Raw genomic sequence first — 19968 nt, forward strand, 5'->3', positions numbered from 1 at the left:
GGCAGAAGCCTGCTTCTTGTTTTTAGAGAAGGAGAAGCTATGCCTGAATTACCAGAAGTAGAGACGGTTCGACGCGGTCTTGAGAAATTAATTCTTGGGAAAACCATCCAGTCCGTGGAAGTAAAGTTTCCAAAGATGATTCAGACGGATCTGGATACTTTTCGTCAAGATCTCCCAGGCCAAGAAATTCGGGTCATGGGGCGCCGTGGGAAATACCTTTTATTTTATCTGACGGATCTGGTCCTCATCTCGCATTTGCGGATGGAAGGCAAGTATTTCTTTTATCCAGACGAGGTTCCTCTTCGCAAGCATGCCCATGTCTTCTTTCATTTTACAGATGGTAGCACCCTGGTCTATGAAGATGTCCGCAAATTTGGGACCATGGAAGTCCTAGTACCTGAGCTTGTCGACAGCTATTTTTTGGCGAAAAAAATTGGTCCAGAGCCGACGGAAGCGGATTTTAAAGGACCAGCCTTCCAAGCAGCTCTTAAAAAATCAAAGAAACCCATTAAATCAGCTCTTTTAGACCAAAAATTAGTGGCTGGTCTGGGCAATATCTATGTGGATGAGGTCCTTTATCGAGCCAAGATTCATCCAGCCCGTTTGGGTCAAAGATTGACTGCTAGAGAAGCCAAAGCCGTTCGCAAAGAAACGATTGCTGTGCTTGCTCAAGCTGTTGAAAAGGGTGGCTCCACCATTCGCTCCTACAGCAATGCTTTTGGAGAAGACGGCACTATGCAGGAAGAACACCAGGTCTATGGAAAAACAGGCCAGCCGTGTTTGCGCTGCGGGACGCCGATTGAGAAAATTCAGCTGGGGGGACGTGGAACCCATTTTTGCCCTCACTGCCAAAAGGAGAACTAGATGGCGAGAATCATTGGATTAACAGGAGGGATTGCTTCAGGAAAGTCCACTGTCACCTCCTATTTGAGAGAAAAAGGCTATCCGGTAATTGATGCTGATCGAGTGGTCCATGACTTGCAAGCACCAGGAGGAGCTCTCTACCGTGTCTTAGTAGATCATTTTGGGAGAGAGATCCTTACCAAAGAAGGAGAGCTGGACCGCGTCGCTTTGGGTCAGCGGATCTTTTCAAATTCTAGTGAAAGAAACTGGTCCAATCTCGTCCAAGGCAGGCTTATTCGTGAGGCTCTAGCTGAGGTAAGAGATAGACAAGCTGCACAATCCGATCTCTTTTTTATGGATATTCCACTCTTAATCGAGCAAGGCTATGAAGAGTGGTTTGAATCTGTCTGGTTGGTAGCTGTATCAAAAGAAACCCAGCTCAAACGCCTGATGGAACGCAACCACTTATCAGAACTGCAGGCCCAAGAACGCATTGCGTCTCAAATGCCGCTAGATGAAAAAAGCGCCCATGCAGATCTGGTCTTAGACAATAATGACGATCTAACGGCCCTCTATGCCCAATTAGATGCAGCCCTACAACAATTAGAAAGAAGATGATCTTATCACAAGAGAAATCAATTGGCGTAAAAATCTATATATTGCCTGGATCGGCTGCTTTTTCATCGGAGCCAGCCTTTCTTTAGTCGTTCCTTTTATGGCCCTCTTTGTGGAAGAGTTGGGTGTTACGGGCAAGGCTGTTCCCCTTTATGCTGGGATTGCCGTCGCGAGTTCTTCTGTGACTTCTGCGATCATGTCCCCCATCTGGGGGAGCCTGGCCGACCGCTATGGTCGAAAACCCATGATGCTTAGAGCTTCCATTGCCATGACGCTGACCATGGGAGGTATTGCCTTTGTCCCATCCGTCTTTTGGCTCTTGGTCCTGCGCTTGCTCAATGGGGTCTTTTCAGGCTTTGTCCCCAATAGTACAGCCCTGATTGCCAGTCAAGTTCCCAAGGACCAATCCGGCTATGCCCTAGGGACCTTGTCGACCGGTGTCGTAGCTGGAACCTTGATGGGGCCTTTGATTGGGGGACTCATTGCTGAAAATCTGGGAATGCGCAATGTCTTTCTTTTGGTTGGCTTTTTCTTATTTCTAGTGTCCCTTTTAACCTTTTGGGGCATCGAGGAAGACTATGAGCCCATTCCAAAAGAAGAACAAAAATCCAGTTGGCAGTTGCTCATGTCCATTCAGCAAAAGGATATTCTCTTAGGCCTCTTTTTAACCAGTATGACCATTCAAATGATCGCCCAATCTATTTCTCCAATCCTGCCTCTTTATGTGCGAGCTTTAGGGCAAAGAAATAACTTGATTTTTGTATCGGGGATGATTGTTTCGGCTATGGGAGTCTCTAGTATGCTCTTTTCAGGTTGGATGGGAAAACTCGGAGACCGAATCGGGAATCACCGGCTCTTATTAATCGCCCTTCTCTATAGTGGCTGTCTCTATATCCTTTGTGCCCAAGCGCAATCACCCCTTCAATTAGGGATTTTACGCTTCCTCTTTGGGATCGGGACAGGAGCCCTACTACCTGGAGTTTCTGCATTATTGAATCGTTTAACCCCTCCTGAAGGGATTTCTCGGATCTTTAGCTACAACCAGCTCTTTTATTACTTAGGTGGTGTATTAGGGCCAATGATGGGGTCGAGTATTTTCATGCATTTTGGCTATCATTGGGTATTTTACGGTACAGCCCTTTTGGCTTTTACCGATTTGATGTTCCTCTTATTCTTATTTAGAAAGTATTTGAAAGTGAGAGACGTACGTGCGAATTAAAGTTCAATTGACCTGCACCAGCTGTGGGAGTCAGAATTATTTGACCAGTAAAAATACCAAAACCCATCCTGAAAAGATCGAGGTCTTGAAGTATTGTCCCAAGGAAAGAAAAGTAACCTTACATATTGAATCAAAATGATTTTCATGGTATAATAGTGAAGATTTTAAGGAGTTTTGAATATGAGCGGAGCATTAACAACTATTTTACTAGTATTATCAGTATTGATTATTATCGCAATTTTTATGCAACCAACAAAAAACCAATCGAGCAACGTCTTTGACGCAAGCTCAAATGACTTGTTTGAACGTTCAAAAGCGCGCGGGTTTGAAGCCGTGATGCAGCGTTTAACAGCTATTATGATCTTCTTTTGGTTATTGATCGCGATGATCTTAATGGTACTTTCTAGTAGATAAGATAGGCTCAGACAATGTCTTTGCCTATTTTTATTTTGTAAAACAAAGACACAAGTGGATAGAAAAAAGGAGGCTGGATAACCAGCAAATAAATCAATGAAAACAAGTATTAAAGAATATTTACAAGAGCATGACAAGGCCCAGATCAATGATCTGGCAGCAGCTCTAGGAAAGGAAGGGTCTAAGGATTTCCGTGACTTGGTCAAAACCATCTCTCTGATGGAACGCCGTCATGAGTTGAAATTCGAAGATGATGGCTCTCTTCGTTTGGCTCAAAAGAAGGCCCCAGCTATTACCCTCAAGGGCATCTTTCATGCGCATAAGAATGGCTTTGGCTTTGTCAGTTTAGAAGGCGAAGAAGAGGACCTCTTTGTTGGCCGAAATGATGTCAACCACGCTATCGATGGTGACACCGTTGAGATCGTCATTACCAAGGTGGCAGACCGAAACAAGGGAACGGCAGCAGAAGCTAAGATTATTGATGTCTTGGAGCATAGCATTAAAACGGTAGTTGGACAAATTGTCCTGGATGAGGAAAAGCCTAAATATGCCGGCTACATTCGTTCGAAAAATCAAAAGATCAGCCAGCTGATCTATGTGAAGAAGCCAGCCATCCAATTGGAAGGGACCGAAATCCTCAAGGTCGAAATTGATCAATACCCGAGCCGCAAGCACAATTATTTTGTGGCGACTGTGCGGGATGTGGTTGGTCATGTAACAGATCCAGGAATCGATGTCTTGGAAGTGTTAGAATCCATGGACATTGTCTCAGAATTTCCAGAAGAAGTGCTGAAAGAGGCTGAGAATGTTCCAGATGCACTGTCTGCAAAGGATTTAGAGGGACGCTTGGATCTGCGAGAGGAGATCACCTTTACCATCGACGGAGCAGATGCCAAGGACTTGGACGATGCGGTCCATATCAAGCTACTCAAGAACGGTAACTTTGAGCTGGGTGTTCACATTGCAGATGTCTCTTATTACGTTCAGGAAGGTTCAGCACTCGACAAGGAAGCTCTAAATCGTGCGACCTCTGTCTATGTGACCGACCGAGTAGTACCCATGTTACCAGAGCGTCTCTCCAATGGGATCTGTTCTTTAAATCCAAATGTGGACCGCCTGACCCAGTCTGCCATCATGGAGATTGATCCTCATGGCAAGGTCGTCAAGCACACCATTACCCAAACAGTGATCAATACGACCTTCCGAATGACCTATAGTGACGTCAATGATATCTTAGCAGGCGACGAAGAAAAGGCTCAAGAGTTTAAGAAAATTGTCCCAAGTATTCATCAAATGGCCACCCTGCATGGTATTCTAGAAAGCATGCGGATTCGCCGAGGAGCCCTCAATTTTGATACCAATGAGGCTAAAATCCTAGTCAATAAAGAAGGAAAACCGGTCGACATTGTCCTCCGTCAAAGAGGAATTGCGGAGCGGATGATTGAGTCCTTTATGCTGATTGCTAATGAGACAGTGGCGGAGCACTTTACACGAATGAAACTGCCATTCATCTACCGGATCCACGAAGATCCAAAGGCAGAAAAAGTACAGAAGTTTATCGATTATGCTTCTAGCTTTGGGATCCAGATCTACGGAACGGCTAGTGACATGAGCCAAGAAGCCCTGCAAGAAATTATGCGCAAGGTTGAAGGAGAACCTTATGCAGATGTCCTTTCGATGATGTTGTTGCGCTCGATGCAACAGGCTCGTTACTCAGAGCACAACCATGGCCACTATGGGCTTGCTGCTGAGTATTATACCCACTTTACCAGTCCCATCCGTCGGTATCCGGACCTGATGGTTCATCGAATGGTGCGCGAATACGGAAAATCCCAAGAAGTGGCAGAGCACTTTGAACAAGTCCTTCCAGATATTGCCAGCCAATCCTCTAGTCGGGAACGCCGAGCTATTGATGCGGAGCGCGAAGTAGAAGCCATGAAGAAGGCTGAATACATGGAAGACTATGTTGGAGAAGAATACGATGCTGTGGTTTCCAGTGTGGTGAAATTTGGCCTCTTTGTGGAGTTGCCAAATACGGTTGAAGGCTTGATCCATATTACCAATCTTCCTGAATTCTACCATTTTAATGAACGTGATCTAACCCTTCGCGGAGAAAAATCAGGAGTAACCTTCCGTGTCGGTCAGCAGATCCGAATCAAGGTAGAAAGAGCCGACAAGATGACAGGAGAGATTGATTTCTCTTATATTCCAAGTGAATGGGACGTCGTCGAAAAAGGCCTCAAGTCTAAAGGACGTGACCGAGATGGCAACCGCAGGGATCGTAGACGCAAGGACAAAAAAATTTCTAAGGGATCAATCGCTAGAAAAGATGACAAGCGGAAAGATTCTTCCTCTAAATCCAAAAAGAAAAAAGGGAAGAAACCATTTTACAAGGAAGTAGCAAAGAAAGGAGCCAAACATGGCAAAGGGCGAAGGAAAGGTAGTCGCGCAAAATAAAAAGGCGAGACATGACTACACCATCGTGGATACGATTGAAGCAGGGATGGTGCTGACGGGGACAGAGATCAAAAGTGTCCGTGCAGCACGCATTAACTTGAAAGATGGCTTTGCACAAGTAAAAAATGGCGAAGTTTGGCTTAGCAATGTCCACATTGCTCCTTACGAAGAAGGCAATATCTGGAACCAAAATCCAGACCGTCGTCGCAAGCTCCTGCTTCATAAAAAGCAAATCCAAAAGCTGGACCAAGACACCAAAGGGACCGGAATGACCTTGGTGCCTTTGAAGGTCTATCTCAAGGACGGCTATGCCAAATTGCTTTTGGGGCTTGCTAAAGGGAAACATGATTATGACAAGCGTGAATCCATCAAACGTCGGGAACAAAACCGAGACATTGCACGGGTCATGAAACAATACAATACACGTTAAAGAAAAAGGCAGTTTTGAAACTTGTTTCAGATCTGTCTTTTTTCTTAGAGATGGGCTCTCCTTTTTCCAACTTGTAAAAAGGGTCTTTTTTCTGTATGATAAGGGTACTGAAAGAAAAAGGAGAAGCAGCATGACACAAAAATTGATCGCTTACAAACGCATGCCTATCTGGACCAAGGATACCATGCCAGAAGCTCTTCAAAGAAAGCACAATACCAAGGTGGGAACCTGGGGGAAGATTACAGTTTTAAAAGGTCAGTTACGATTTATTGAATTGACCGAAGAGGGGGAAGAAATCGCGAGCCACCTCTTTGAAGCAGGAGCAGAGAACCCCATGGCCGAGCCCCAGGCCTGGCATCGTGTCGAAGCGGCGACTGACGATGTGGAGTGGTACCTAGAATTTTACTGTGAGCCAAAAGACTATTTCCCCAAAAAATACAACACCAATCCTGTCCATTCAGAAGTGCTAGAAGCAGTGGGAATTGTCCCCGCTGGAAAGGCACTGGATCTAGGATGCGGGCAAGGACGCAACGCCCTCTTTTTGGCCCAACATGGCTTTGACGTGACAGCTGTAGATCAAAATGAACTGGCTCTTGAGATCTTACAAAGTATTGTCGCTGAGGAAGATTTAGATATGCCAGTGGGACTCTATGATATCAATGCTGCAGCTCTTACTCAAAACTATGATTTCATCGTATCGACTGTGGTCCTCATGTTTTTAGACGCTGATCGGATTCCAGCGATTATCCGCAATATGCAAGAGCATACCAATCCAGGTGGCTACAATCTCATTGTCTGTGCCATGGATACGGAAGATTATCCTTGCCATATGCCCTTCTCGTTCACCTTTAAAGAAGGAGAATTGGCGGAGTATTACAAGGATTGGGAGTTGGTCAAGTACAATGAAAATCCAGGCCATCTCCATCGTCGAGATGAAAATGGCCATCGGATTCAACTTCGATTTGCAACCATGTTGGCAAAGAAAAAATAAAGAAAAAGCAGGATCCTAGCATCCTGCTTTTTGCTTGTCTACAAACAAGTTGAACAAGGTGATCTATATGTTGTTCATTTGCCAAAAAGAAAAACCTTCTCCATAAAGGTAGGAAAAGGTTGGGGAATTTAGTTCCAGTTAGCAAAGTCGCAGACGCTGAGAATGATCGTCCCGATTTCGATTGGCTCTTCCTTGGCACCGGATTCTAACCAGGTCACAATCACAGATTCAATCGTAGCGATGAAAATTTCTAGCCCATACTTGTATGGAACTTGAAAGTCTGAAATGATGTGTTCTTTCGCATGGGGAGTATCGTCTAGTGCATGAAGGGTAAAACTTCTTACCAATTTACGGAAGTCCGAGCAACAGGATTGTGACAATGCGTAAATAAAATCATAATTCTCTTTAATAGCGGTTAACACATTGAGAAAGTTTACCTTGACAGGGCTTCCTTCAACGAAGAGGCTATCCAATTCTTGCATCATGTCCATTTTCATTTGCTCAAACATGTCGTATTTATCGACATAGTGCAAGTAGAAGGTCCCGCGGTTAATCCCAGCGGTTTCAGTTAATTGTCGAATAGTGATGCTTTCAAAAGGTTGTTGCAAGAGGAGTTTTGAGAGCGCATTTCGTAAGTCTGACTTGGTTGTTGTTTGTCTTTGGCGTACCATATGTTCCTTTCTGTAGTTGTATAAATTTATTCTTATTTATTTGACGTTAAAATAATTTATATGTTAAATAATTTCACGACACTAACAAAGAGCATTATACTCCAAAAGAATAAATTAGACAACAATTCTCATTTTTGTACAGATAACGAAAAGTGTACAAAAATTTTATAAGTTTATGAATGACGGGCACTGGCAAGATTTTGTGAAAACCTCACAACAATTAGTGATTTAAAATAATTCCCTCCTAAAAAAATGGTCAGGAAATTTTTAGGAAATGGAGGAACAAGATGAAGGGACGAATAAAGAAACCAGCACCGTTTAAGTGCTGGTTTCTTTATTTGATAAAAGTTGTCACGATCAGATTGAAATTTAAGATAGTTAAGACAATCGCAACGAGATAACCTAAGAAAGTATTCCATTTCGCATTGACATGTTCTCCCATGATTTCCTTGTTAGAGGTGAAATAAACCAGAGGGAAGATGGAGAATGGAAGAGCCGCTGATAGGAAGACTTGAGAGTAGACTAGAAGGTCGTCGAGGACATGTTCCTGATCTCCAAATAAGATCGCAACGATGATGACAGGAAGAAGGGCAATGATCCGAGTCATGAGACGAACGACCCATTGTGGCAGGCGGAATCTCAAGAAACCTTCCATAACGATTTGACCGGTTAGGGTCCCAGTAATGGTTGAATTTTGACCACTGGCTAACAAAGCGATGGCAAAGAGGGTAGACAAGAAGGGACTAGCGATAGCACCGGCAATATGATTATCTTTGAGGGCATTATACATGCTAGAAAAAGCACCGATCTTATCTCCGTGACCAAAGAAGAGGGCCGCTCCAAGAATCAAGAGGAGGGAGTTGACGACGAAGGCCAAGCTCAATTCAATATTTGAATCCCAGGTCATAAAGCGCACTGCCCGTTTGATATCTGCTGAATCTTTGTAGTCCACCTTTCGCGTTTGTGAAATGGAAGAGTGGAGGTAGAGGTTGTGGGGCATTACGGTTGCCCCGATGATTCCAAGTGCCAAGGTCAAGGCTTCATTTCCTTTTGGAAGACCAATTCCCAGTACTTCTTTTTGAGGCAGGAATCCAGCAAAGATTCCCCCGATATCTGGTTTCGATAGGAAAACCAGATAGCCGAAAATTGCAAGGATCGTGAGGATCAAGGTTGAAACGATGGCCTCGATCTTTCGAAATCCTAGATGCATGAGCCCCAATAAGAGGAAGACATCAAAGATGGTGATCAGAATGGAAAAAAGCAAGGGCCAGCCAAAAAGAAGGTGGAGGGCAATCCCTGATCCGATGACTTCTGCTAAATCTGTCGCCATCAGGGCAAGCTCGATCACAATCCAAAGGGTATAGCGAAGCCATTTTGGCAAGTGATGGGCGGTTGTTTGGGCCAGGTCCTTACGATGGACAATTCCTAGTTTACCAGCCATTTGTTGCAACTGCATGGCGATTAAAGAGGAGAGAAGAACCACTGATAAGAGGAGGTAACGGTATTGGGCCCCTCCGACGACACTAGTAATCCAGTTTCCCGGATCCATATAGCCGACAGCTACTAGACTTCCTGGTCCTGAAAAGAGCAGGAGGGTCTTCCAAAAAGGGATGCCTTTTGGTACGTCAATAGATTGGTTGATTTCTTGAAGTGATTTCCTTTCAAACTGTTGTAAACTCATGATGAGCCTTCTTTCTAAGAATAAATCAATTTGTCTCCATTATAGCATAAAATATATAATAGTTCATGATAATGAGAGGTTTCTTGCCCTTTTTAGTGAAAAATCATTTGAAAATCAAATAAATAGAAAAAAAGGAACTTCCTATAAATAGTTGTTTCAGGCTGAAAGATTTTTGAGGCTTTGTTATAATGGAGAGAAGGAGAAGATCATGACTAAAATTGCTTTACTTTCAGATATTCATGGAAATACGACAGCTTTGGAAGCTGTCCTTGAGGATAGTCGAAAAGCCAAGGTGGATGAATATTGGCTCTTGGGTGATAGTTTGATGCCTGGAACAGGCAGACGCGCCCTTTTGGAGCTGTTAGAGGAGCTTCCTATTACGGTGAAAGTCCTTGGAAACTGGGAAGATAGTCTTTGGCGCGCCATGAGGGGGATGTTGGATGAGACTAGATCAAGCCATCGCTACCTTATGCGCCAGTGTCAATATATTCTTGAAGAAATCACGCCTCAGGAAATTGAAGCCATGCAGGAAATGCCCATGCAGGTCCATAGAGAAATCGCCGGTTTAAAGATCGGCATTACCCACCACTTACCCGATAAGAATTGGGGTCGGGAATTGATCCACATTGGTGAGCAGAAGGATTTTGATCGCTTGGTGACAAATCCGTCTTGTGATATTGCAGTCTACGGACACATTCACCAGCAGTTTTTTCGCTACGGGACAGGAGGAGAACTGATCATCAATCCTGGGTCGATCGGTCAACCTTTCTTTTTGGAAAAGAATCTTCGCAAGGATCTTCGGGCCATGTATGCCATTCTTGAATTTGATCAAATGGGGCTAAAAGATATCGATTTTAGACGGGTGGATTATGATGTGCAAAAAGAACTCCAACTTGCTATAGACCTCCATCTTCCTTATTATCAAGTGTATTATGAAAGTTTGGTCAATGGCATTCATCATACCCACGATCATGAGCTACTTCATGAGATTGAGCAGAGAGAAGGTCATGATCGAGAAATCGATGCTTGGTTAGAGGACTTTTTTCAATAGTGTAACTGTTGACATTACAACAAAAACTAGTATAATAAGGGTAGTAAGAGTCGTCTGTTGACAATCGTCCAATGGATGTCACTTTTAGAACAGGCAGAAAGGAGAAAAGACATGCAAATTTCGAGTCGGTTTACCATTGGAACCCATGTACTAGTGATGATTGCCCTAAAAGGGGACTGTACCAAGGTGACCAGTGATATGATTGCTGAGAGTGTTGGGGTGAACCCGGTCATTATTCGAAAGACCTTGTCTCAGTTAAAGAAAGCGGGATTGATCCATGTAGCGCGTGGGACAGGAGGAGCTGAACTCGCTAAAGCAGCCGATGAGATCAGTCTGCTGGATATCTATCAAGCGGTCGAATGCTTAGGTTCGACAGGCCAATTATTTGGTTTCCATGAAAACCCCAATCCAAATTGCCCAATAGGTCACAATATCCATCATGTCTTAGATGGGAAGCTCGAAGACATTCAGACTGCTATGGAAAAAGAGATGGCTCAAACCAGCCTAAAAGAAGTCGTAGAAGACGCGCAGAAAAGAATGGACCTCGAATCGGTTTCATAAGAAAAAAGAGAGTGGGACAGAAATCGGTCATTCGTTAGAATTCGATTTCGTCGTCCCACCTCCGAACAGTTGAGTAGGCTGTAAAAGCTGATGAAATCAGCGTAGTAGAGACTACTCAACCACTGCGTCTTGTTCGACAATCCAAAAACAATTAAGAGGCTAGGACTTTTGTCCCAGCCTCATTTTTTATATTTATTGACGAAACATTCTGTTTGCTGCGACTTGGATCTACAAAAGGATTAGTCAAAGTAAAGCAAGTCTTTGCTGGTTTCTGTAAAGAGTCCAAAGCCGTCTTTTGTGACATAGCCGCAGTCTTCGATACGGACTCCGACTTTACCTGGGATATAGATCCCAGGTTCGACTGAGAAGCACATGCCTTCTTCAAGCACCAGGTCATTTCCTTCCATAATAGAAGGGAATTCATGCACATCCATACCGATACCGTGTCCAAGGCGGTGGTTGAAGTATTCACCATAGCCAGCTTTTTCGATGACGCTCCGTGCAGCACGGTCAACGTCATGTGCGGTTACACCAGGTTTGATCATATCGATGGCTGCTTGTTGAGCTTCTAACGTCAAGTGGTAGATTTCTTTTTTGAAATCATCCGGTTTTCCAACCGCGACGGTACGGGTCATATCTGATGCATAACCATTGACCATACAGCCAAGGTCAAAGAGCAAGAGAGCATTGTTTTCGACTTTATTGCTTCCAGGAATTCCGTGTGGGTTAGCTGCATTATTCCCCGTCAAGACCATAGTTTCAAAGCTCATTTCATAGCCCAAGCGTTTGATGCCAAAGTCGATTTCTGCAACGATATCAGTTTCTGTTTTATCCAGTGAGATGGCGTCAAAACCCATATTGACAGCCTTATCTGCGTATTGACCGGCCACCAACATCTTTTGGATCTCATCAGCAGATTTGATCAAGCGCATCCGGTTAATTCGTGGTGTCAAGTTGGTAAATGTTGCTTTTTCAAAGACAGTGCGCAAGCCATTGTATTTGGTAAGGATCAAGTTATCATATTCAAGTGCAACGGTTTTGGCATCGGGTTTTGCGATAGCCCCTTTAATCTTTTCCCAAGGGTTTTCAGAATCCACATAGCCAACCACTTGGAAATCGACAATTGCAGTCGCCCGTTCCACTTCAAGTGCAGGAACGAAAAGAAGTGGTTCGTGGTCTGTGTAAACGAACAAGAAGAGTTGGCGTTCGTGGGGATCACTGTAAAATCCAGTCAGGTAATTGATGGTGACAGGATCGGATACAACAGCGACATCTGTTTTTTCAGTTTCAAGAAAATCGACGATTTGATCTAATTTAGACATAATGCTACCTTCTTTCTATGGATCTATTTTGTCAAATTTTCCCCAAAAAAGCAAGAGTTTACAAAATTTTACCAAAATACTTGAAAGTGTTTACAATCCATGATAAAATAGGATTAATTAGAGAGTGAAAACGAAATTTTCAATAATGAAAGGAAATCTTATGAATACAGACGATACAGTAACGATTTATGATGTCGCCCGTGAAGCAGGGGTTTCAATGGCAACCGTTAGTCGTGTGGTGAATGGAAATAAGAACGTTAAAGAAAATACACGTAAAAAAGTATTAGAAGTGATCGAACGCTTGGATTACCGTCCAAATGCTGTTGCGCGTGGTCTTGCCAGCAAGAAAACCACAACAGTCGGTGTTGTGATTCCAAACATCACGAACAGCTATTTCTCTACATTGGCTAAGGGGATCGATGACATTGCTGAAATGTACAAGTACAATATTGTTCTTGCAAATAGCGATGAAGACGATGACAAAGAAGTTTCAGTGGTAAACAACCTCTTTTCAAAACAAGTGGATGGGATCATTTTCATGGGTTATCACTTGACTGAAAAGATTCGCTCAGAATTTTCACGCTCTCGTACGCCAGTTGTCCTTGCTGGGACAGTGGATGTTGAACACCAATTACCAAGTGTCAATATTGACTACAAGCAAGCAACCGTTGATGCTGTTACACAGTTGGCAAAACACAACAAGAAAATTGCTTTTGTAAGCGGCCCATTGGTGGATGATATCAATGGAAAAATTCGTTTGACAGGCTACAAAGAAGCCTTGAAAGCGAAAAAATTGAGCTATAGCGAAGGACTTGTGTTTGAATCCAAGTACCGTTACGATGAAGGGTATAACTTGGCAGAACGCATCATTGCATCCAAAGCAACAGCTGCCTTTGTAACAGGGGATGAATTGGCTGCAGGTCTCTTGAACGGCTTGTCTGATAAAGGGATCAAGGTACCAGAAGACTTTGAAATTATCACCAGTGATGATTCACAAGTAACTCGTTACACGCGTCCAAATCTATCAACGATTGGCCAACCCTTGTATGACCTTGGTGCGATCAGTATGCGCATGTTGACCAAGATCATGCACAAAGAAGAGTTGGAAGAACGCGAAGTACTGTTGTCTCATACGATCAACCAACGTGGAACGACCAAAAAATAAGGATTAGTAGACTAGAGTCTCGACATGGGAAGACGTGTCTACTAGTCTAAGAGGCTAGAACAGAACTGTTCTAGCCTCTTTTTATATGTGTCATTAATCATAAGTAATGATGAAGTGAAATTGAATGAGTGTTGGTTCAAATATTGATGTGTAAGTTACAATTAAATCGTTCTAGAGTTTGTTAAAATACCATACAACAAAATATGATGAATTTGTTTTGTTTCGTCTTCTATGTTTTTATTTGGAGATAGATGATTTCCTGTGCTATTGAGAGCACTCATGACGTTTAATATAACCTCTGTTGACAAATCTTTAGCAATTATATTTTCATTTTTACCTAGCTCAATATATGCACGATATATTTCACGCTTTTTCTCATCTATCGCTTTTGTCATAAGTTTCGTAAAAGTAGGATCCTCTAACGTTTTTTCTTGAAAGTAGTTAGAAATCTGTTGGCTTATTTTTTTCTGACATAAAGCTAAGGCTTGATTTAATTTTGATTTATAATCTATATTACTGAGTAGAATGTTTTCAGCTTCTTGTATGATGTCTTTAAACAATTCATTAATACATAAAGCTACTAAATTATCTTTCTTATCAAAGTAATTGTAGATTGACACAGGAGAAACTTCTGCGACTTTTGCAATTGATTGTATACTTGTTTCTTTAAACCCTTTTTCTTTAAATAAAGAAAGAGCAGACTGAATAATAGCTTGCTTCTTTTTTTCTGTTGTTTTTTGATATTGATTCATTTGAACACTCCATTTGATATCAATTATAGCACAACTTTGAAATTTATCTCAGATTATTTCATTAATTCTTGACGATATCTGATATTTACAATACAATTAAGTTTGAAATATAATTAATGATATTTCAAACTTATAATAATTGAGGGAAGATATTTAATGTTAACTGAATTTCTTATTAAGCAGTCTCAAAAACCTAGTGGTCTTATTGGTAGAGTCATCACAAAAATATGGTCATTCTATTTTAAAAAACTTAGTCTTTGGGCGATTAAACAGACTACTATTTCAGATAATTATAGAATTTTAGAAATTGGTTACGGTGGCGGGAGTACTATCAAGAACCTTCTTGCTTTAAATAAAAATCTTGAGATTCATGGTATTGATATTTCTAAGGAATCATATAGAACTGCCCAACGTGTTCATTCAGATTCCATAAGAAAAGGTAGTGTCAAACTTAAGATTGGAAATGTGGAGAATATGCCTTATCAAAGTAACTATTTTGATAGAATATTTGCTATTCAGACCCATATTTTTTGGAAGGATATAAAAAAGAGTTTTCAAGAAGTTTATAGAGTCATGTCCAGCAATTCTACTTTGATAATTGCTTCTGAAAAAGAAAAAATACATTATCATATGACAGATTATCGTACAAGTCATGAATTTAGTCAGTTACTAACAAGTATTGGTTTTTCAAAAATTGAGGAAAAACAGAATCGCAATTGGATTTTGTATATCGTATATAAATAAAATAGAATTTTAAATTTCGAACAGAACTGTTCTAGCCTCTTTTTTATACTGCAAACAGGCAGAGACTTGCTGGGCACTCTTTATTTCGGTATAATAGAAAGTATGAAAGTTTTACTGTATTTAGAAGGAAAATCCGTATTACAAAAATCAGGAATTGGTCGAGCCTTGCAGCATCAAATGCATGCGCTTGATTTGGCTGGGATTCCGTATACGACAGATATTTTAGGAGATTATGATGTGGTGCATATCAATACCTATGGCCCACGGAGTTTCCTTTTGCTCCATGCAGCAAAGCGTCGTGGAAAGAAAGTCATCATGCATGGCCATTCAACCCGTGAGGATTTTGAAAATTCCTTTATCGGGTCTAACTTTTTTGCGCCCTTGTTTGGTAAGTATTTGGCTCACATGTACCAAAAGGCAGACTATGTGATCACGCCATCTGAGTATTCCAAACACCTGATTCAGTCTTATGGGGTGACCACACCGATTATCGCGGTTTCCAATGGGATTGATTTGGAAAAATACAAGAAGGATCCGAAAAAAGAAGAAGTCTTTCGCAAGCATTTTAATATCCAAGAAGGCCAAAAGGTTGTCATCTGTGCAGGGCTTTATTTTAAACGCAAAGGGATTGAAGATTTCGTAGAAGTGGCCCGTCGCATGCCGGATGTTCGCTTTATTTGGCTAGGTTCTATCAACAAATGGATCATTCCGCGTAAGATTCGTCGTATCGTGGAAAAGGATCATCCTAGTAATGTGGAATTCCCTGGCTACTTCAAGGGAGCAGTCTTCCAAGGGGCCATGACGGGTTCAGATGCTTTCTTCTTCCCATCTTATGAAGAAACAGAAGGAATCGTTGTTTTGGAAGCCTTGGCCAGTCATCAGCACACGGTCTTGCGGGATATTCCCGTATATAATGGCTGGATTGACGAGACGTCATCTGAATTGTGCCATAATGTAGACGAATTTGTGGATTCCTTGAACAAGGTCTTGAACGGACAAGTAGACAAGCGGGAGGCAGGCTACAAGGTCGCTGAAAGTCGTTCGATTGACTTAGTGGCTTATCAATTGGTCGATGCCTATCAAACAGTTTTGGAGATGTAAGATGCGTGTAGGATTATTTACAGATACCTATTTCCCGCAAGTTTCGGGAGTGGCGACCAGCATTCGGACGCTCAAAACAGAATTAGAAAAATTGGGTCACACGGTCTTTATCTTTACGACAACGGATAAAGATGTGAACCGCTATGAAGATTGGCAGATTATTCGGATTCCAAGTGTGCCTTTCTTCGCCTTTAAGGACCGCCGCGTTGCTTATCGTGGTTTTTCAAAGGCACTTGCCATTGCCAAGCAATACCAGTTGGATATTATCCATACCCAGACTGAGTTTTCATTAGGCCTTTTGGGAGTTTGGATTGGACGCGAATTGCGGATTCCAGTCATTCATACCTACCATACTCAGTATGAGGACTATGTCCGCTATATTGCGAGAGGCATGGTCATTCGCCCAAGTATGGTCAAATACATTGTGAGAAGTTATATGAATGATCTGGACGGCGTCATCTGTCCAAGTGAGATCGTCTATGACTTGCTCCAAAAGTACAAGGTTAAGGCAGAAAAACGCATTATTCCGACAGGGATTGATTTGGCCAAGTTTGACCGGCCAGAAATCACTCCGACAGAGACAGCAGCCCTTCGTGAAAAATATGAAGTCGCAGAAGATGAAACGCTTTTATTGAGCTTGTCGCGGATCTCTTATGAAAAGAATATTCAGGCTGTTATTGCGGCTCTTCCTGATGTCCTCAAGGTCAATCCAAAAGTTAAGTTGATCGTGGCTGGAGATGGTCCTTATTTGGATGATTTGAAAAAACAAGCGGCGAAACTGGGGATTTCAGATGCGGTTGTCTTTACAGGGATGATCCCACCAAATGAGACAGCTCTCTACTATAAGGCGGCTGACTTCTTTATTTCAGCTTCAACGAGTGAGACGCAAGGGTTGACCTATTTAGAGAGTATTGCAAGTGGTACCCCGATCATCGCTCATGGCAATCCTTATCTCGATCATGTGATTGATGATCCTATGTTTGGAAAGCTCTTTTATGAAGAGAGCGATCTGTCACAAGCAATTCTTGAAGCGATTGACGAGATGCCTGCAATCGATGAGACCAAGTGGGCGGAAAAGATCGATGATATTTCTGCAGCAACCTTTGGCCGTCGGGTCTACGAATTTTACCTGGATAAAATCATCTCTAAAGACTTCTCAAATGATTTGAATCCTGAACAAAGTCGGGTCAAGCGGATGTCTAAGACCATTGTGAAAATCCCGACCAAGGTGATTGCTCTTCCGGTCAATGGATCTGTGAAGATAATGAAGGCGTCTGTCAAACAGGTGAAGAAAATCCGTAAAATTACGCATTTCTTTGATTGAAAATGAAACTTTCTCTTGCAAAATTTTTCAATCGTGCTATAATAACTGACAGAGACATATCAAATCTAGGAAATCTGATAGAGAGCGCGTGGAGCTGGAAATCGCGTAGAGGATAGATTTGGGACTACTCGATATACTTTTATGCAAACATAAAACGGTGGCCACGTTAGAGCCAATCAGAGGTGTCCCTCTTTTTTGAGGAACATAAATGAAGGTGGAACCACGTTGCGACGTCCTTTTTGGATGTCGCTTTTTTGTGTTCATCTTCTGCTTGAAGACACCTCTTCCCAAACATTACTTACGAAATTAATTTAAGGAGAAAATCATGATTCAGATTACTTTCCCAGATGGCGCTGTTCGTGAATTCGAATCTGGCGTTACTACTTTTGACATTGCTCAATCCATCAGCAATTCCCTAGCTAAAAAAGCTCTTGCTGGTAAATTCAACGGCAAATTGATTGACACAACTCGTGCTATCACTGAAGACGGAAGCATTGAAATCGTGACACCTGATCACGAAGATGCTCTTCCAATCTTGCGTCACTCAGCGGCTCACTTGTTCGCTCAAGCAGCTCGTCGCCTCTTCCCAGATATCCACTTGGGTGTCGGTCCAGCCATCGAAGATGGTTTCTACTACGATACAGACAACCAAGCTGGTCAAATCTCTAACGAAGACCTTCCTCGTATCGAAGAAGAAATGAAGAAAATCGTTAAAGAAAACTTCCCATCTATTCGTGAAGAAGTGACTAAAGATGAAGCGCGTGAAATCTTCAAAAATGATCCATACAAATTGGAATTGATCGAAGAACACTCTGAAGACGAAGGTGGTTTGACGATCTACCGTCAAGGTGAATACGTGGATCTCTGCCGTGGCCCACACGTTCCATCAACAGGCCGCATCCAAATCTTCCACCTTTTGAATGTGGCAGGTGCTTACTGGCGTGGAAATAGCGATAACGCTATGATGCAACGGATTTACGGTACCGCTTGGTTTGACAAGAAAGACTTGAAGAACTACCTTCAAATGCGTGAAGAAGCTAAAGAGCGTGACCACCGTAAACTTGGGAAAGAGCTTGATTTGTTCATGATTTCTCAAGAAGTTGGTCAAGGTCTTCCATTCTGGTTGCCAAATGGGGCAACTATCCGTCGAGAGTTGGAACGCTACATCGTTGATAAAGAAGTCGCAGCAGGCTACCAACACGTCTACACTCCACCAATTGCTTCTGTAGAACTTTATAAGACTTCAGGTCACTGGGATCACTACCGTGAAGACATGTTCCCACCAATGGATATGGGGGATGGAGAAGAGTTTGTTCTTCGTCCAATGAACTGTCCTCACCACATCGAAGTTTACAAACACCATGTGCACTCTTACCGCGAATTGCCAATCCGTATCGCTGAAATCGGTATGATGCACCGTTATGAAAAATCTGGTGCCCTTACAGGACTTCAACGTGTGCGTGAAATGTCTCTGAATGATGGTCATACCTTTGTGGCTCCAGAACAAATCGAGGAAGAATTCAAGAAGATCCTTCAATTGATCATCGATGTGTATGAAGACTTTAACTTGACAGATTATCGTTTCCGCTTGTCTTACCGTGATCCTGAAGACAAACACAAATACTTTGACAACGATGAAATGTGGGAAAATGCTCAACGCATGTTGAAAGCAGCCGTTGATGATATGGGTGTTGAGTACTATGAAGCTGAAGGGGAAGCAGCCTTCTACGGACCAAAATTGGATATCCAAGTGAAAACAGCTCTTGGTAAAGAAGAAACTCTTTCAACGATCCAATTGGACTTCTTGCTTCCAGAACGCTTTGATCTTCATTACATTGGAGCAGACGGGGAAGAACACCGTCCAGTCATGATCCACCGTGGGGTAATCTCAACCATGGAACGCTTTACTGCGATCTTGATTGAAAACTACAAGGGAGCTTTCCCAACCTGGCTTGCGCCACACCAAGTAACCCTTATCCCAGTATCGAACGAAAAACACGTGGACTACGCTTGGGAAGTAGCTAAGAAACTTCGTGATCGTGGTGTTCGTGCCGATGTGGATGAACGCAATGAGAAAATGCAGTTCAAGATTCGAGCTTCTCAAACTCAAAAAATTCCTTACCAATTGATCGTTGGGGACAAGGAAATGGAAGAGCAGGCTGTAAACGTTCGCCGTTATGGTCAAAAAGAAACAGAAACCATGTCAGTGGATGCATTTGTAGAATTAATTCTTACAGATATTGCAAATAAATCCCGTGTTGAGAAATAAACCATTTAACCTAGAACAAAATCTCAGCCACCTAAAAAGCAACAACTGAAATAGTTGTTGCTTTTTTACATTTTGATTAAGCTGAGCTAGTAGTGATCTGCTAAACCACCACAAATAGTATCCTCATCAACAATCCTTTCTATCCATTAACTTTTGGATATAGGATATCCTCCCAAGATTTGCTTCCATGAGTTAGATAAGTTGACTATCCTCAGTCCTTGTCTGCTTCATTTTCTTTTACGAGATCGTTTTGTGAATCTTTTTCAGAGAGTTTTTGATCGATATACTTGTCAATGTTTTCATAAAATTCCTTGGTCGCTTCACTATCTAATGTTGGCGAGTTCTGAACTTGATTCAC

The 19968-nt window shown here is 42.3% G+C and carries 19 protein-coding genes and 2 pseudogenes; 16 read left to right on the plus strand and 5 right to left on the minus strand.

Annotation, left to right across the window (positions count from 1 at the left end):
• Window positions 1-39 precede the first annotated feature (39 nt).
• The 8 genes from mutM (at window position 40) to tehB (ending at window position 6969) form a co-directional block, all read left to right on the plus strand.
• On the plus strand, window positions 40-864 hold the full coding sequence (mutM, locus tag M1G14_RS09950; protein ID WP_247926562.1) for a DNA-formamidopyrimidine glycosylase: 825 nt from the start codon (window positions 40-42) through the stop codon (window positions 862-864).
• The gene (gene coaE, locus M1G14_RS09955; RefSeq protein ID WP_247926563.1) at window positions 865-1461 is read left to right on the plus strand and encodes a dephospho-CoA kinase; all 597 of its coding nucleotides are present in this window, start codon (window positions 865-867) and stop codon (window positions 1459-1461) included. It abuts the gene before it with no gap.
• A gap of 16 nt (window positions 1462-1477) precedes the next feature.
• Entirely contained in the window at window positions 1478-2677 is a 1200-nt protein-coding gene (locus M1G14_RS09960; protein ID WP_345773032.1) for a multidrug efflux MFS transporter, read from the plus strand.
• Window positions 2667-2816, plus strand: coding sequence for a 50S ribosomal protein L33 (gene rpmG / locus M1G14_RS09965; RefSeq protein ID WP_003005699.1), 150 nt, complete (start codon window positions 2667-2669; stop codon window positions 2814-2816). The genes M1G14_RS09960 and rpmG overlap by 11 nt, the downstream gene beginning before the upstream one ends.
• A gap of 41 nt (window positions 2817-2857) precedes the next feature.
• Window positions 2858-3091 (plus strand): preprotein translocase subunit SecG, encoded by a 234-nt coding sequence (secG, locus tag M1G14_RS09970; RefSeq protein WP_003008189.1) that lies wholly within the window; start codon window positions 2858-2860, stop codon window positions 3089-3091.
• A 96-nt stretch (window positions 3092-3187) separates the two neighbouring features.
• Window positions 3188-5548: a ribonuclease R gene (gene rnr, locus M1G14_RS09975; protein ID WP_247920131.1), complete on the plus strand. Its 2361-nt coding sequence runs from the start codon at window positions 3188-3190 to the stop codon at window positions 5546-5548.
• Window positions 5511-5978: an SsrA-binding protein SmpB gene (smpB, locus tag M1G14_RS09980; protein ID WP_247920130.1), complete on the plus strand. Its 468-nt coding sequence runs from the start codon at window positions 5511-5513 to the stop codon at window positions 5976-5978. Before rnr ends, smpB begins: the two co-directional genes overlap by 38 nt.
• A 130-nt stretch (window positions 5979-6108) precedes the next feature.
• On the plus strand, window positions 6109-6969 hold the full coding sequence (tehB, locus tag M1G14_RS09985) for an SAM-dependent methyltransferase TehB (protein ID WP_195487771.1): 861 nt from the start codon (window positions 6109-6111) through the stop codon (window positions 6967-6969).
• Between the two features lie 128 nt (window positions 6970-7097).
• Here the strand turns inward: tehB and M1G14_RS09990 are convergent, their stop codons facing one another.
• A complete protein-coding gene (locus M1G14_RS09990) occupies window positions 7098-7640 on the minus strand; it encodes a TetR/AcrR family transcriptional regulator (protein WP_070845988.1) in 543 nt (180 codons plus the stop codon).
• A 334-nt stretch (window positions 7641-7974) separates the two neighbouring features.
• Entirely contained in the window at window positions 7975-9321 is a 1347-nt protein-coding gene (locus M1G14_RS09995) for an Nramp family divalent metal transporter (protein ID WP_045759710.1), read from the minus strand.
• 208 nt (window positions 9322-9529) lie between these two features.
• Between M1G14_RS09995 and M1G14_RS10000 the strand changes: the two genes are divergently transcribed.
• Both M1G14_RS10000 and M1G14_RS10005 read left to right on the plus strand, forming a co-directional pair.
• On the plus strand, window positions 9530-10372 hold the full coding sequence (locus tag M1G14_RS10000; protein ID WP_247926565.1) for a metallophosphoesterase family protein: 843 nt from the start codon (window positions 9530-9532) through the stop codon (window positions 10370-10372).
• 111 nt (window positions 10373-10483) lie between these two features.
• Window positions 10484-10933 carry an Rrf2 family transcriptional regulator gene (locus tag M1G14_RS10005; RefSeq protein WP_045759708.1) on the plus strand — a complete coding sequence of 150 codons (450 nt, stop codon included), beginning with the start codon at window positions 10484-10486 and terminating at the stop codon, window positions 10931-10933.
• A 239-nt stretch (window positions 10934-11172) separates the two neighbouring features.
• Here M1G14_RS10005 and M1G14_RS10010 read toward each other — a convergent pair whose 3' ends face one another.
• Entirely contained in the window at window positions 11173-12255 is a 1083-nt protein-coding gene (locus tag M1G14_RS10010; protein ID WP_247926566.1) for a M24 family metallopeptidase, read from the minus strand.
• Between the two features lie 160 nt (window positions 12256-12415).
• On the opposite strand from M1G14_RS10010, the gene ccpA reads away from it, so the two are divergent.
• A complete protein-coding gene (gene ccpA / locus M1G14_RS10015) occupies window positions 12416-13420 on the plus strand; it encodes a catabolite control protein A (RefSeq protein WP_003005429.1) in 1005 nt (334 codons plus the stop codon).
• Window positions 13421-13581: 161 nt separating this feature from the next.
• Here ccpA and M1G14_RS10020 read toward each other — a convergent pair whose 3' ends face one another.
• Window positions 13582-14172 carry a TetR/AcrR family transcriptional regulator gene (locus tag M1G14_RS10020; protein ID WP_024055141.1) on the minus strand — a complete coding sequence of 197 codons (591 nt, stop codon included), beginning with the start codon at window positions 14170-14172 and terminating at the stop codon, window positions 13582-13584.
• Window positions 14173-14328: 156 nt separating this feature from the next.
• Between M1G14_RS10020 and M1G14_RS10025 the strand changes: the two genes are divergently transcribed.
• From M1G14_RS10025 to thrS, 5 genes and pseudogenes are all read left to right on the plus strand, one after another.
• The gene (locus M1G14_RS10025; RefSeq protein WP_049523074.1) at window positions 14329-14916 is read left to right on the plus strand and encodes a class I SAM-dependent methyltransferase; all 588 of its coding nucleotides are present in this window, start codon (window positions 14329-14331) and stop codon (window positions 14914-14916) included.
• 102 nt (window positions 14917-15018) lie between these two features.
• Window positions 15019-16017, plus strand: a complete 999-nt coding sequence (locus tag M1G14_RS10030) for an LTA glycolipid anchor biosynthesis glycosyltransferase, IagA/BgsA family (RefSeq protein ID WP_247926567.1) — start codon at window positions 15019-15021, stop codon at window positions 16015-16017.
• 1 nt (window position 16018) lies between these two features.
• On the plus strand, window positions 16019-17341 hold the full coding sequence (locus M1G14_RS10035) for a glycosyltransferase family 4 protein (RefSeq protein WP_247926568.1): 1323 nt from the start codon (window positions 16019-16021) through the stop codon (window positions 17339-17341).
• Between the two features lie 112 nt (window positions 17342-17453).
• A pseudogene (locus tag M1G14_RS11000) lies at window positions 17454-17656 on the plus strand (hypothetical protein).
• A 10-nt stretch (window positions 17657-17666) separates the two neighbouring features.
• Complete coding sequence (thrS, locus tag M1G14_RS10040) at window positions 17667-19610, plus strand: threonine--tRNA ligase (RefSeq protein WP_247926569.1); 1944 nt, start codon at window positions 17667-17669, stop codon at window positions 19608-19610.
• Between the two features lie 211 nt (window positions 19611-19821).
• Here the strand turns inward: thrS and M1G14_RS10045 are convergent.
• Window positions 19822-19968: pseudogene (locus tag M1G14_RS10045) on the minus strand (TIGR00341 family protein); the annotation flags it as partial.

The organism is Streptococcus parasanguinis, from assembly GCF_023109675.1.
GTDB classification, from domain to species: Bacteria; Bacillota; Bacilli; order Lactobacillales; family Streptococcaceae; genus Streptococcus; species Streptococcus parasanguinis_I.

Bases quoted from the DNA above. Each gene is read 5' to 3' on its own strand.
- mutM (WP_247926562.1), top strand. From the start codon at position 40: ATGCCTGAATTACCAGAAGTAGAGACGGTTCGACGCGGTCTTGAGAAA.
- coaE (WP_247926563.1), top strand. From the start codon at position 865: ATGGCGAGAATCATTGGATTAACAGGAGGGATTGCTTCAGGAAAGTCC.
- secG (WP_003008189.1), top strand. From the start codon at position 2,858: ATGAGCGGAGCATTAACAACTATTTTACTAGTATTATCAGTATTGATT.
- rnr (WP_247920131.1), top strand. From the start codon at position 3,188: ATGAAAACAAGTATTAAAGAATATTTACAAGAGCATGACAAGGCCCAG.
- smpB (WP_247920130.1), top strand. From the start codon at position 5,511: ATGGCAAAGGGCGAAGGAAAGGTAGTCGCGCAAAATAAAAAGGCGAGA.
- tehB (WP_195487771.1), top strand. From the start codon at position 6,109: ATGACACAAAAATTGATCGCTTACAAACGCATGCCTATCTGGACCAAG.
- M1G14_RS09990 (WP_070845988.1), bottom strand. From the start codon at position 7,640: ATGGTACGCCAAAGACAAACAACAACCAAGTCAGACTTACGAAATGCG.
- M1G14_RS09995 (WP_045759710.1), bottom strand. From the start codon at position 9,321: ATGAGTTTACAACAGTTTGAAAGGAAATCACTTCAAGAAATCAACCAA.
- M1G14_RS10000 (WP_247926565.1), top strand. From the start codon at position 9,530: ATGACTAAAATTGCTTTACTTTCAGATATTCATGGAAATACGACAGCT.
- M1G14_RS10005 (WP_045759708.1), top strand. From the start codon at position 10,484: ATGCAAATTTCGAGTCGGTTTACCATTGGAACCCATGTACTAGTGATG.
- M1G14_RS10010 (WP_247926566.1), bottom strand. From the start codon at position 12,255: ATGTCTAAATTAGATCAAATCGTCGATTTTCTTGAAACTGAAAAAACA.
- ccpA (WP_003005429.1), top strand. From the start codon at position 12,416: ATGAATACAGACGATACAGTAACGATTTATGATGTCGCCCGTGAAGCA.
- M1G14_RS10020 (WP_024055141.1), bottom strand. From the start codon at position 14,172: ATGAATCAATATCAAAAAACAACAGAAAAAAAGAAGCAAGCTATTATT.
- M1G14_RS10025 (WP_049523074.1), top strand. From the start codon at position 14,329: ATGTTAACTGAATTTCTTATTAAGCAGTCTCAAAAACCTAGTGGTCTT.
- M1G14_RS10030 (WP_247926567.1), top strand. From the start codon at position 15,019: ATGAAAGTTTTACTGTATTTAGAAGGAAAATCCGTATTACAAAAATCA.
- M1G14_RS10035 (WP_247926568.1), top strand. From the start codon at position 16,019: ATGCGTGTAGGATTATTTACAGATACCTATTTCCCGCAAGTTTCGGGA.
- thrS (WP_247926569.1), top strand. From the start codon at position 17,667: ATGATTCAGATTACTTTCCCAGATGGCGCTGTTCGTGAATTCGAATCT.